General features: G+C 42.5%; 11 protein-coding genes. 1 reads left to right on the top strand and 10 read right to left on the bottom strand.

Features of this window, described 5'->3' with window-relative positions; all coding sequences use genetic code 11:
- Nucleotides 1-177: 177 nt before the first annotated feature.
- The 10 genes from lipA to H7844_15480 all read right to left on the bottom strand — a co-directional run bounded on the left by lipA (nt 178) and on the right by H7844_15480 (nt 12280).
- Nucleotides 178-1041 carry a lipoyl synthase gene (gene lipA / locus H7844_15435; GenBank protein ID MEO5358672.1) on the bottom strand — a complete coding sequence of 288 codons (864 nt, stop codon included), beginning with the start codon at nt 1039-1041 and terminating at the stop codon, nt 178-180.
- Nucleotides 1042-1069: 28 nt separating this feature from the next.
- Complete coding sequence (gene mazG, locus H7844_15440; GenBank protein ID MEO5358673.1) at nt 1070-1813, bottom strand: nucleoside triphosphate pyrophosphohydrolase; 744 nt, start codon at nt 1811-1813, stop codon at nt 1070-1072.
- Between the two features lie 329 nt (nt 1814-2142).
- The gene (locus tag H7844_15445; protein MEO5358674.1) at nt 2143-3306 is read right to left on the bottom strand and encodes a peptidase U32; all 1164 of its coding nucleotides are present in this window, start codon (nt 3304-3306) and stop codon (nt 2143-2145) included.
- A 245-nt stretch (nt 3307-3551) separates the two neighbouring features.
- Complete coding sequence (locus H7844_15450) at nt 3552-4409, bottom strand: diguanylate cyclase (protein MEO5358675.1); 858 nt, start codon at nt 4407-4409, stop codon at nt 3552-3554.
- Nucleotides 4390-4773 (bottom strand): response regulator, encoded by a 384-nt coding sequence (locus H7844_15455; protein MEO5358676.1) that lies wholly within the window; start codon nt 4771-4773, stop codon nt 4390-4392. Before H7844_15455 ends, H7844_15450 begins: the two co-directional genes overlap by 20 nt.
- The gene (locus H7844_15460; protein ID MEO5358677.1) at nt 4766-7387 is read right to left on the bottom strand and encodes a CHASE domain-containing protein; all 2622 of its coding nucleotides are present in this window, start codon (nt 7385-7387) and stop codon (nt 4766-4768) included. Before H7844_15460 ends, H7844_15455 begins: the two co-directional genes overlap by 8 nt.
- Complete coding sequence (locus tag H7844_15465) at nt 7384-8091, bottom strand: DUF3786 domain-containing protein (protein ID MEO5358678.1); 708 nt, start codon at nt 8089-8091, stop codon at nt 7384-7386. Before H7844_15465 ends, H7844_15460 begins: the two co-directional genes overlap by 4 nt.
- A gap of 263 nt (nt 8092-8354) precedes the next feature.
- Nucleotides 8355-9230: a cyclic nucleotide-binding domain-containing protein gene (locus H7844_15470; protein ID MEO5358679.1), complete on the bottom strand. Its 876-nt coding sequence runs from the start codon at nt 9228-9230 to the stop codon at nt 8355-8357.
- A gap of 82 nt (nt 9231-9312) precedes the next feature.
- Nucleotides 9313-10272 carry a hypothetical protein gene (locus H7844_15475; GenBank protein ID MEO5358680.1) on the bottom strand — a complete coding sequence of 320 codons (960 nt, stop codon included), beginning with the start codon at nt 10270-10272 and terminating at the stop codon, nt 9313-9315.
- Entirely contained in the window at nt 10247-12280 is a 2034-nt protein-coding gene (locus H7844_15480) for an ATP-dependent helicase (protein ID MEO5358681.1), read from the bottom strand. Before H7844_15480 ends, H7844_15475 begins: the two co-directional genes overlap by 26 nt.
- A gap of 248 nt (nt 12281-12528) precedes the next feature.
- Here H7844_15480 and H7844_15485 point away from each other — a divergent pair, with 248 nt between their 5' ends.
- The gene (locus tag H7844_15485) at nt 12529-12738 is read left to right on the top strand and encodes a type II toxin-antitoxin system HicB family antitoxin (protein ID MEO5358682.1); all 210 of its coding nucleotides are present in this window, start codon (nt 12529-12531) and stop codon (nt 12736-12738) included.
- The last annotated feature ends 129 nt before the right edge of the window (nt 12739-12867 follow it).

Genomic DNA, 12867 nt, shown 5'->3' on the forward strand with positions numbered 1-12867 from the left:
ATATTTTTACCGAATATGCCTTTTCTCCTCTGTTTTCAAACCCTTAGACGTTTTGACACTCGGAACTTCCGTTTTAAAGCTTACTCACTCTCTATTGAAACATACAAGGGGAATCCCCTGTAAGGGGAGGTCGCTTTCTCCTTGACGCCTCGTTACTCTTTTGACTGCAACTTGGTATCACTGCTCAGTACCTGCATTAAGTTCAAAGGCATCCATGGAACTCCTGACAAGGGGAGCGGAGGCAACGGCTTCAAATCCCATTAGTTGTGCCTCCACCTTGTATCTTTCAAACACATCGGGGCGTACATATTGTACAACCGGAAGGTTTCCCTTTCGAGGTCTGAGATACTGGCCAATAGTTATATAGTTACAGCCTGCACCACGGAGGTCTCTGAGTACTTCTATTACCTCATCAAAGGTCTCGCCCAGACCTGCCATAAGACCTGACTTTGTTTTAATGTTTGTGCCCAGAGAAAGCTGTCGTGCATTTTTTAAAACACTCAGCGACATTTGATAATCAGCCTCAGGCCTTACCACAGAGTACAGAGAAGGCACTGTTTCCACGTTATGGTTAAACACATCAGGGCCCGACTCAATCACTGTTTGAAGTGCATTTATATCTCCTCTGAAATCAGGTGTCAGGACTTCAATTGCCGCCTCAGGGAGGCGTTTTCTTACCGCTGAAACCGTGCAGGCAAAATGTGCCGCTCCTCCGTCTCTTAAATCATCCCGCGTAACTGATGTTATAACCACATGCTTTAATTTCATTTCAAAAGCGGCCTCGGCTACTCTTTCCGGCTCATCTGCATCCACAGGTTGTGCTCCGTTGTGGGATACCGAACAGAAACCGCAATTTCTCGTGCAACTGTCGCCCAGGATCATAAAAGTGGCGGTCGGTTTGTTAAAACAGTAGCCCTTATTAGGGCATCGTGCCTCTTCACAAACTGTTTTAAGCCTCTTTTGCCGCAGCAGCACTTTTGTTTCCCTGAGTCCTTCAAATGTGTTTGTTTTAAGCCAGTGGGGTAGTCTTTCCGAATTCATATAAATTATAGGCTCCTTTGGTCTGTCATTATAAACCCAACTTCTTAGCCTCTTCCCAGAAGCTGTCCATCTCTGTAAGGGGCATATCCTCAAGTGCTTTGCCTGAGTCCTTTGCCCTTTCCTCGATGTACTTGAAACGTGTGATAAATCTGTTTATCGTTTTGCGTAAAGCATTTTCAGGGTTTAATTTCAGAAACCTCGATATGTTTACAATTGTAAAAAGCATATCTCCGAGCTCATCCTCCAAAACTTCCTGTGATTGCGCTGTACTGAGGGTTGATTTGAACTCAGCTGTTTCCTCATCAAGTTTTTCCATGACATCTTCTATTCTCAGCCAGTCAAACCCCACCCTTGCCGCACGTGATTGAATCATTTGAGCACGCAAAAGAGACGGCAAAACCTTTGGCACCCCGCTTAAAACAGAGTTATCGTGTCTGCCCTCATCCTTTTTTATCTCGTACCACTGTTTAAGTACCTCATCAGCATCGGCACAAACTTTCTCACCAAAAATATGCGGATGTCTGGATATCATCTTGGTTCCAATACCGTCTATTACATCATCTATCGTAAAATGCCCTTCTTCTTTTCCAATACGTGCAATAAAGAGAATCTGAAAGAGCAGGTCCCCCAGCTCCTCTTTAATTTTACTGTGGTCCCTTTCATGTATAGATTCCACCACCTCGTAGGACTCCTCAACCAGAAAGTTAACAATGGTCTCGGCGGTTTGTTCCTTATCCCACGGGCAGCCCTCTTTAGAGCGCAGCTTATCCATTATAGCAACCAGTTGATCAAATGTCACAGGCATAACAATAAGATTATAGTTTTAAGATTACACGCATGTCAATAAGACGAAAATTACTATAAATTGCCTTTGTAGTTATCTCCGTTAACAAAGAACTGGATTCCGGCTTTCGCTCGGAATGACAGAAAAAAGAAAATCCTCCTTTTGTCATTCCCGCCTACGAGCGACAATCCAATCTTTTCTCTGCATCATTAGATGATAAAAAAACTCTGCCGGAGTTAACTACATAAGCATTTTACTATAATACCAAGTTGCAAGGGAGTTCGCCCTCTTGACCCCATCCTTGTTATATTTAGCCGCTATCCCTCAACTTCATCGATAAGCTCAGAGCAGGCGGCAAGTCTTCTCTCCTTGTAGGTATTGTCTATGACAACATGCCGGGTTGCTGCTCTGTGGCAGTATTGACACTTGTCACAGTCTGTATTTCGGCAGCTCTGCCCTAAAAATCTGTCTATAAAACCATCCAGGCTGCCATTGTCTATATATACGTAATTAGTTGATGCAGGGGATGGGCGCCTTAATAAGCGTTTTATTTTAATGAGTTTCCACGGATTAATATTAAAAGGATTAAGAAAGTATCTGAGAGTGTTAATATACTTATTAAAACCGTCTTTTCTGGGCGTCTTACTGGTTATTAAGTCCAGCAGGTTGCCCTGATAGCGTTGTCCGGTGTAAGCTCTAACTCGTGCAAGGAGTGTTTCAGTAGAGGAGCTTCTGTCAACAATTTTAAAGTTATCGTACCCTATATTGAGGTAGTGTTTAATGTCCTCGGGGCGTATCCATGTTGCACGGATGTAGTTAACCGGATTATTAAGTTTTTCTATTTCACAGCGTATGCCGTGGTAGTCAATATAAACATGGCCGGAGGGGCTACCGCTTTGAGAGGCATGTGCCGCCATATTCATATGTGTCACGGTGTAGGGACAGCAGTACCGGCAACCGTTATTAACAAGAAGTTGCAGCCGGCACCTTACCGCTTCACGTATTTCTTGTAACAACTGAAAATCTCTGTTGCATACAGTATCGTCAAGGCATATGAGGTCAGCCCCTTCATCTTCCCATGACTTTGCCTTAAGAGGGGTATTAACACCGGAAAATATTCCTACTCTGACCTTAAAAGCATATTTTTTCTTTTTTATTATATTAAGAAGCAGCGGGTGGTTAAGCGTAACGGATGTGACATCACAGTCTGAGAGGAAATCAAGCAGCTCATATATGCTCTTGCGGCCTTTAGTTGTATATTCGGTGTTTCCCATGCAGGAGGAATTTAGCAGGTAGTTAAATTCAAATCCGTTTTTACGGCATAACTTTACATAATCTCTCAACCTTTGCTTACCAACCCCGGGAAGCACAAAAGACGGTCTTCCGCCGCCCACACTGTCGGAGGACATCTTCCCGTAGAGCTCATACACTGGATAACCCCTTATGCCCTCAATCAGAGCGGAGTCAAAGTTACATGCCAAACTAATTTCCATAATGTAGTTTAACAGATGTTAACCCATAGTTACCACTTTTTTGATACCAACTTGCATTCAATCGCCTACTACAAATATAACGGGGTCAAGGGGGCTTCGCTCCCTTGCAGGTAGGGGTATAAGGGGAAGGACAGAGTCCTTCCCCTTAACTTTCCTTCCTTACTTTCTTTCTTTCCCTTCTTTCCCTTCTTTCCCTTCTTTCCCTTCTTTCTCTCTTTCCCTTCTTTCTCTCTTTAAACACTGCATACTACATTATTTCTGCCACCGTTTTTTGCCTTATAGAGGGCGGCATCCGCCGCATTGATCATATCCTGCTCATCTGTAGTTAAGCAGGAAACTCCAAAGCTGGCTGTCACCCTGCCTACAGTGCCGAAATCGTAAGCCTCAACTGTTGTTCTTAATTTTTCAGCAAACACCTCACCGCCGTTAAGGTCGGTTTCAGGCAGTAGTATTGCAAATTCCTCACCGCCCCATCGCACGGGTATATCACTGCCTCTGCAATGGCTCTTTAATATCGCCCCGATTGATTTTAAAACCGAATCACCGGCACTATGGCCATATGTATCGTTTATTTTTTTAAAATGATCAATATCGAGAAATACAAAACACAAACTGTGCCGGTGTCTTTTAGAGCGGGATGTCTCCGAGGGTAAAACACCGTTAAAAAAAGTCCTGTTGTAGATTTCCGTAAGCGAGTCGGTCACTGCATCGAGTCGATTTTTAGCGGTTCTTATCCCTGTACGGACACGTGCCAAAAGCTCGTCAATTTCAAAGGGCTTTGTAACGTAATCATCAGCCCCTGTGTCTAAACCCTTCACCTTTTTATTGGTTTCCGTAACAGCCGTCAGCATAATTATGTATATCAGGTCTCCGCCTAATAGTTTACGCAGCTCTGCGCATACCTCAAAGCCTGTCATCCCCTGCATCATCACATCCAAAAGTATAACATCCGGCATAGCGGTGCTCTGCTTAACCACTTCAAGCGCCTCTGCTCCGGAGCCGGCCTCCGTCACCTCATAGCCCTCCTTGGTTAAATGTCGTCTCAGCATCCGGCGTGTTTTTTCATAGTCATCAACTATCAGTATTTTCATTGCCCGTGTTTTCCTCTAAAATTGATACAAGCGTGTTCTCAAAATCCTCTGAGATGGGTTTAGCAAGGAAACTATTACATCCGGCATCTATGGACTTATGAGCCTCATGCGCCATAGCTGATGCGGTTAGTGCAATTATTTGCCCCGTATATCCCTGGTTTCTCAAAGCCACTGTTGCCTCATACCCATCCATCACCGGCATGTGCATATCCATAAGCGTCAGGTCAGGTTTAAGAGACAGCACCATTTCTACTCCCGCTTTGCCGTTTTCCGCCGTGTAAACCTCGTGTCCACATTTTTTAAGCCGTCTTACCAGCATCCTTATTATCTTAACATCATCGTCAACTATAAGTATTTTAGCCATAGTCCCCCCTGTACAACGGTATAGTGAAAGTAAAAACGCTCCCCTTCTGATACTCGCTTTTAACCTCTATAGTGCCGCCGTGCATCTCAACTAAACTTTTGGTAATGGCTAACCCAAGGCCGGTCCCGCCGGCTGCCCTCGTCACACTTCCATCAACCTGCCGGAACTTATCGAAAATGACCGGTAAGTCTTTCTCTTTCATTCCAATGCCTGTATCGGAAACAGAGATATAAGCCAAACCGTTTTTATTTGTAACTGCTACCGTTATTTTCCCCTTATCGGTAAATTTAACAGCATTACCTAAGAGATTATACAAAATCTGCCTGATACGAATCCTGTCCCCGTATATTTCAATATTTTCGACTTCTGTGTCAATGAGTAAGGACTTAGCTGTTGCAATTTTACGTATAGATGAAACGGAGTCCTCAACCACCTCGGATATATTAAGTGCATAACGGTTCAAATGCATCTTTTCGGCTTCAATTTTTGAAAAATCGAGTAAGTCATTAATCAGGGCAAGGAGATGTTTACCGGAGTCTTCAATATCCTCGGCTATTTCGACAATTTCATCAGATTCGGGTAAACTGTCAATGTCTTTTAGCAGAGGAATATTGCCAAGCATGACGGTAAGTGGAGTACGTAGCTCATGGCTCATTACGTCAAGAAATTCAGACTTAATCCTGTTTGCTTCTTCAGCCTCTTCCTTTGCTTTAACAAGATGTTCCTCAGCCAGTTTATTTTTTATAGCGATGGCCATATTATATGCTACCGCCCCCAAAGACTCGATTGCGTATTGGTTTAAAGGATGTTTGGAAAACGCAGCCACAACACCAATAACAGTGCCCTCTGCAATCAAAGGGTATCCGGCAAAGGCGGTCATTCCTTCCTGTATAGCCCACTGTGGGTTGCTGATTAAAGGGTCCGTTTGTACAGAGTTGGTAAGATGTGGCATTGCACTTTGGGCAATAAGGCCGATCTTGAATTTACCTACGGGAATCCTTGCGTGCCCGCCGTCAATATGTGTATATAGCCCGGCGCTGGCTTGTAATATGAGCATATTATCTGTCTCTGAGATAGTCCATGTGCGGGCAAAAGACACCCCCAGATAACCTACTATCACTTCCATAGTTTTTTGAAGCATTGTTCGCAGCGGCTCATTTGAGGCTAAAAGGACTCCCAGCTCCGCTCTGAATTTTGCTAAGTTTAACTGTTCGGACAGTTGTTCTTCTTTTTCCTTACGGTCGCTTATGTCAGTTATGACGCCGACAAATCTTTTGATATCAGCATCACGTATCTCGCTAACGGCAAGCTCCATAGGAAAAGTTGTGCCGGCTTTACGTCTGCCCCTGACCTCCCGGCCAATTCCTATAATCTTTTTCCTGCCGGTCGTTACGTAGTTATTCAAGTATCCATCGTGTTCGGTATGATAGGGCTCAGGCATAAGCATTTTAACGTTATTTCCGATCACCTCAGATGCCGCATAACCAAACAGTTTTTCAGCCGCAGGGTTAAAAAGTTCCACAGTGCCCCTTGCGTCAATCATCACAATACCGCTTATGACGGTGTCAACAATTGTCTGCCCTTTTTTACGAGTCAGCCGTAGTTCTGAATCACGGCTTATAATATAAAGCACAAGTAACGCAGTCACCAACAGCCCGGAAATAAGTATAGAATAGGGAATGAACAAATTTTGTCCAAAAGTATGTCCTGGAAGTGTATAACCGCATATCCGCCATTTTCTGCCGGCTGGCTCCAACACCCTCTCATACATAAATTCACTATTGGTTAAATCAAGATTACCGGAGTATATCACCAGTTTTTCAGAGGGGTCAGTTATGTCAGAAATCCTGATAATGACCTTCGAGTAATAATTCATAGCACTTTTAAGTACATCATTTACTATATTATCTATACGAAACACTCCTGTAATAAAGCCCTTGAGTGACTTACTTCCTGTAGTTTCAGTCTTACTGTATATTGGTACAAAAACCAGAAATCCGTGCCTGTTATCTTTGTCCTGGACAAGTTCAATTGGAGATGTGGCAAGAATTTTCCCTGTTTCACTTGACTCTCTGATTGCTCTTAAGCGCTCTGGATTTGATGAAAGATCAAATCCCAAAGCAGATTCATTTCCTGCAAATGGTTGGACATAGTAAACCGGGAAGTATTTCGGCTTATTCTCAACTGCAATCATTTCACCACTGTCGCTGCGTTTAGTAAACTTAAACCCGGGAAAACCATCTTTTATAGCCATATTTTCATAAAGGACACGTTCTTTATGCGCTACTGCGGGTATCCACGAAATAGCTTTTATCTCAGGATACCGCAAAACAGAAGTGTTAACAAAATTATAAAAATCATTTCTGGTAACATTATCTAAAACCATATATAGATAGCCTGTTTCCTGTAATATTTCTAAATATATATGAAGGTTGGCATCTAATACAGTTACAAAATTATTCATCACTTGGTCCAATTTTAATTGTGTTTCTTTTTTCCCTAAATTTAAAATTAAAAAGAAAATGGATACAGAAACTACTATGCCGGAGACAGCAATTAAAGCAGCCAGTGCCGCTACAAACTTTCTTTCGGCTATGAACTCCTTTACTTTCATAGCTCCTTCAGAGCGATAACCGTTTCTCTCAGAAGAAAGATAATAGACTCAACGTCCATGAAAGTATCGGCGTTGTGTGGAAACAGAATTTTTACGGTGGCAGGGAATTCACCGTCTCCGCGCCAATAGAGGATTAAAACAGGGATCTTAGGAAGCAGATATATTATCCATGCCTCATCGGAGGGCTGCCCTGCAAAGGGCTCAGCGCCAAGGACTGTGAGAGCATTAACCGTGCCGGCATAGTTTTGCTCAAACATGGCGGTAAGAGGAATTTCCGACTCCTTTCTGAATGAATTGGTCTTCATGCTTCCCGATTTTAACTCATCGAAAGAAACCCATCTGATGGGGATGCTGCCGGCACCGGAGTCTTTAAGGGTGCCGCCCATTTTTGTATAAATCAAAAGTAAAATGTTTATCCAGACATTTACAGTACCCTCGGTTATAATATTACCGGTTTTTTCAATGATGAAATCATGCCCAAGGCAGTGCACCTTAATTGCGTTATCAACAATTTCGGCGCCTATAAAAGGGGCAACCTCATCAAGATTTATTTTTTCCGTCTCGGCTCTGAGGGTCTCAAGGATGGTTTCTGTTACATCCACTGTTTTTAGAGAACCGGACAGACGCTGTAGTGTCTCCTCATTTAAAAACGTACAGACACTTAGCTCTTTAGAACCCTTTACAATGAGCAGTGCAAATGCCATGCAGGTTTTTTCACCGCATTGCCCACAATTTGTTTTAGGCAATTCCTTATATATTTCGATAGGAGTCATAGTTTTTCACCATTGTTTCATTTGATTTTTTCATCAGATATTTTAACATTATTGACAGACAATTTGAGTGAGAACAGAAACTCATTACATATTACAAATACAGGGTGTAAAGAAAACTGATACCAAGCCACATTCATACCAAGTAGCGTTCATAGACGTAATATTAATTTTACTTTTTTGACTGCAACTTGGTATTAATTAAAAAACTCCTCAAGTACGGCATCAATTTCTTTCTGTGAAATGCCGCGTTTTTTCTCAGACGCCAACTCCCTGTCCGACCTCTCAAGGCGTCCCATAAGCCGTTGTATAATAAATATTAGAATTGAAATGGAAGACTTAGGATAATATTTCAGGAAGTTTATAAATGCTGTACGTTTGAATTTTATTAGAACCGTCTCTGTTTCAGTTATAATGTTAGCCGTGCGCTTTCCACGATCAAAAATACACGACTCGCCAAAGACGTCATGAGCCTGAATACTGCCCACATAACATGTACCCTCATCAACACCCAGCGTGTTTTTTGTAATTTTTAAGGAGCCGGAGACTATACTGAAAAACTCATCCGCCTCATCCCCTTCACTTAAAACCGTCTCACCTGCCTCATACCTCTCTGTTATAGCAATATAAGCCAAAGACTCAAGTGCATTCTCATCGAGTAATTCAAATATCTTAACTTTTTTCAGAGACTCGGCAATATTTTGATATTCTTCAGTTACTTTCTCAAATAAAGCGAGCACCTCTTCCAATTTCTCATGTGTTAACTTACCGGCATTGACCAGAATTTTACCTAAAAAAGGCCGTGTATCTATTATAAAGTTATTAATTCTTACAACCTGCTCTGGTGTTAGGTATTTCTTTTTCAGGGCAACCTCTGCAAATGTAAGGTCAGAGTCCGCCTGATAAGTGAGAATCTGAAATACCTCCTTCATCGTGAGCAGCTCAAGCTCAAGTGTTACCTTTTCAAAGGCAAGACTCTCTTTTCTTTGAACCTCAAGGGCTTCCACCACGTCCGCTTCCGCCAAAAGACCTTTGTCTATTAAATATTTCCCTAAGAATAATTCTTTTCCCATATCCACCGCCTAATCATATATTAATACCATAGAGGTCAACTATGGCAAAACTTACAACCCCACCGTTAAGATTATATCATAACTACGGTATCTGATGTTCAATTAATGTTTCATCGTTAACTGTGTCAGTTTTAAAGGCTGCTTTGTCATAGTAATACGCAAAAAGACTTGCCATAAAAATATATGTCAAATAAATGAAAATAACCGGCATCGCCAAATTAAGGGTAAAACCAAAAACAACACCGATTAAGGGAATAGCCGACATCAGAATGGTTATCAGCATTAAAAGCATCTTTACACTAAAAAGCAAAAACATGGTAAACAAAAAAAACCAAAAAGTTATCGGGGCTTCAACCATAACTCTGAAACTGTCTTTCAGTGCGGCAATTATCCTTACATTATTAAAAGCCAGAGCGGCGGAGCCGTAGAAGGTAAGAGCCAAAGTGCAGTTAAACATAAAAAAAGCAACTGTAACCATAATCAGAACAAAGAGGTATTTTATAAATGTTACAGCTAAGCCTGCGGTAACATCACCGGAGTATGAAAAATATGAAAATATAAAAAACACGGCAACAACAACTGCTAATATTACAATAGCCAAAAACCCCGTTAATGATGTAAAGCCAAGCATGGGGGTAAAAAGCCTCTTTCCTTCAGACATAAAAGAGTTGAAAGAAAAAACAAATTCATTGTTTGATATACTTTTAGCAATAATGCCGGAGGATGCGCCGTATAGGAAGAGCATTGCAGCCATTACAAAAACAGAATAAATAGCGACTAAGACGCCAAAAAATAACGCAAGCCCCAGGTATTTGGTATCAAATAAGGCAAAGAGCTGTTGCGGGTCAAGATTTTCAAAAGAATGAACCGAATCAGCTCCGATGATAAGCAAAAGCACCACTACGGGTACAATCACAATTATGGCAAAACCAACCATGGACACCATCATTGTTATAGTATTGATAATTACCAGCATCCAGTTCTTATTAACAGTGTTGATTCCGGTTTTGATGGCGTCAGAAAATGTCATTGTTCCTTCCATATGAAATCTCAAGCGGTTGATAAAGGTGGGTGTTAAGCTCGGTAATAAATCTTGATGGATTAACCGGCCCGATATTGGACATCTGAGTGTTACAAAGATATAGCTCATCACAGGCTCTCGTTACCGCCACATAGAAAAGTCTTCTTTCCTCTTCCTCATCCCCTGCAGCTATGGATTTAAAAAGCGGGAACTGGCCGTCGTTTAGTCCGATTATAAAAACCCGTTTCCATTCAAGCCCCTTTGCCTGATGCACTGAGCTCAGTATGACCTTGCCAATGCTGCCGTCCTCCGCCATATCATCATCACCGCTGTCGCTGTCAATAGCCATATCGCTGACAAAAGTGGAAATGGAATCGTACTTTATAGCATACTCAGCCATTTTATCAATGTCATCAAGTCTGCTTTCAGCATTGGTATAAGCCTCATAAAGAAACTGTTCGTAACCGCCCTCAACAACATATTTAATTGCTTTTGAAGGGGATTGATTTATCTTCATTTGCCCAACAGCTTCCATAAGCAGGCGGAATCGCTCCCTGCCCTTTTGTGGTATGGAGCTATAGAGTTTCGGCAATGCCTCTACGGGGGTTTCATCATGATTTTGCGTCAAGGTAATCCAAAATTTCTCCGTTGTCTTATTACCTACGCCGGGGAGCATCTTAAAAATCCTCTTCCATGCAACCTCATCATATGGATTTACCACAACCTTAAGGTATGCCATAACGTCTTTAATGTGGGCGGTTTCAAAGAACTTCATGCCGGAGCGTACTTCATAGAAAATTCCGTGGCGGGTTAACTCCAGTTGCAATTCAAGGGACTGGTAGTGTGCACGGTAAAGCACGGAGACATACGAAAGTGACCCGCCCTCATCAACAAGGTCTCTGAGCTTTGAGCACACAAAGGCCGCCTGCTCCTCCACATCACCAAGCTCAGTCAAAAAAGGCAGCGGATACGGTTTGCCGTCAAAGGCCGCATCTTTTCTGCCCGACACAAGGTCTTTTTTATACTGTCGCCGGTTACCTCGTATTATGGCATTTGCGAGGTTTAGAATCTGAGGAGTGCTGCGATAGTTATAGGTCAGGCGAAATATTTTGGTGTTTGGGTAGTAATTGTGAAAGTTTAAGATATTATCCAGATTAGCGCCGCGAAATGAAAATACTGCCTGGGCGTCGTCCCCCACAGCCATCACGTTTCTGTGAACCTCCGAGAGCAGATATATAATTTCAGCCTGCACGGAGTTCGTATCCTGGTACTCATCCACCAGAATATGCTTGAATCTGCTGCTGAGTGTTTGGCGCACATCAGGGAAATCAGTGAGCAGGATTTTAAGGTTTATGAGCAGGTCGTCAAAATCCATTAAGTTAAGTGTAGCCTTTTTACGTTCGTAGAGTTTAAATATTTCATCAATTTCAGTGGTTTCGGTGCGGAGTTTGCTGTATCTTTTGGCAATAGCCTCCTCAATCGGCCTTGAGGTGTTTTTCACATAAGAATATATTTCTGAAAGGACGGCTGCTTTAGGGATTGCAGCAGAGTGTTTTCCTGCGTGGCCGGCGCCGGTGGAGTGTCGGGTCTTTAGATGAACACTCTCAAATTCGGCCTTAGAGGATTCAAAAAGGTCTTTAGTGTCAGTGCGGTCAAGGATGGTGAAATCTTTGGTGTAGCCAAGGAGCTCGGCGTATCTGCGCAGAATTATGTTTCCTACGTGGTGGAAAGTGCCTCCCCACAGAGAGCTGATATCTGCCCCTACGAGGTTTTCAGCTCTCATCATCATCTCTTTAGCGGCCTTGTTGGTAAAGGTTAGAAGGAGAATTTCGGAGGTTCTGACACCTTCATTAATAAGCCATGCGACACGATAGGTTACAGTTCTGGTCTTACCTGTACCTGCCCCTGCCAGCACAAGCATAGGCCCGCCCTTGTACGTAACTACATCCAGCTGCGCAGGGTTGAGCTCACCGGAAAAATTAATCTCCCGTGCCTGTGAAATGTCTCTGCGTATCGTGTATCTTTCCATTTAGTTTTCCATTTTTTTATAAGGTTTGCGGTTGGTATTATAATAATAATGGGGGGCTATTAGCAATACGTGCGGGAAATACGCCTGCTCTGTTACCCACGATAGTCCGCACAGTCTTCACGTTAACACAAGACACCGTTCATCTGCTTAACATCGGCTCTCACGATGTGATTTATTAAAAGGGAACAATTTTTTCTTGACTTATTTTTTATTATGTTTTACGATTGAGTTTACAACAGGGGGGTGAGATGAGTAAAGAATTTACTGTAATAATTGAGCAGGATGACGAGGGTTACTTCATCGCCGGCGTGCCTCTACTCAGAGGGTGTCACACACAGGCAAAAACTCTTGATGCATTATTAGAGAGGACCAAAGAAGCAATTCAGCTTTCTTTAGAAGTTTACGGTGAAGAACAAGCTCAGACATATCTTGTTGGTGTTCAAAAAGTCGTAATATGAGTAACCTGCCCGCATTAACCGGTAAGGATATTATTTTAATTGCCTTTGTAGTTATCTCCGTTAACAAAGAACTGGATTCCGGCTTTCGCTCGGAATGACAGAAAAAAGAAAATCCTCCTTTTGTCATTC

It is taken from the genome of Nitrospirae bacterium YQR-1 (assembly GCA_039908095.1).
GTDB lineage: Bacteria > Nitrospirota > Thermodesulfovibrionia > Thermodesulfovibrionales > Magnetobacteriaceae > Magnetomonas.

Bases quoted from the DNA above. Each gene is read 5' to 3' on its own strand.
- lipA (MEO5358672.1), bottom strand. From the start codon at position 1,041: ATGAATTCGGAAAGACTACCCCACTGGCTTAAAACAAACACATTTGAA.
- mazG (MEO5358673.1), bottom strand. From the start codon at position 1,813: ATGGATAAGCTGCGCTCTAAAGAGGGCTGCCCGTGGGATAAGGAACAA.
- H7844_15450 (MEO5358675.1), bottom strand. From the start codon at position 4,409: ATGAAAATACTGATAGTTGATGACTATGAAAAAACACGCCGGATGCTG.
- H7844_15455 (MEO5358676.1), bottom strand. From the start codon at position 4,773: ATGGCTAAAATACTTATAGTTGACGATGATGTTAAGATAATAAGGATG.
- H7844_15460 (MEO5358677.1), bottom strand. From the start codon at position 7,387: ATGAAAGTAAAGGAGTTCATAGCCGAAAGAAAGTTTGTAGCGGCACTG.
- H7844_15465 (MEO5358678.1), bottom strand. From the start codon at position 8,091: ATGGCATTTGCACTGCTCATTGTAAAGGGTTCTAAAGAGCTAAGTGTC.
- H7844_15470 (MEO5358679.1), bottom strand. From the start codon at position 9,230: ATGGGAAAAGAATTATTCTTAGGGAAATATTTAATAGACAAAGGTCTT.
- H7844_15475 (MEO5358680.1), bottom strand. From the start codon at position 10,272: ATGGAAGGAACAATGACATTTTCTGACGCCATCAAAACCGGAATCAAC.
- H7844_15480 (MEO5358681.1), bottom strand. From the start codon at position 12,280: ATGGAAAGATACACGATACGCAGAGACATTTCACAGGCACGGGAGATT.
- H7844_15485 (MEO5358682.1), top strand. From the start codon at position 12,529: ATGAGTAAAGAATTTACTGTAATAATTGAGCAGGATGACGAGGGTTAC.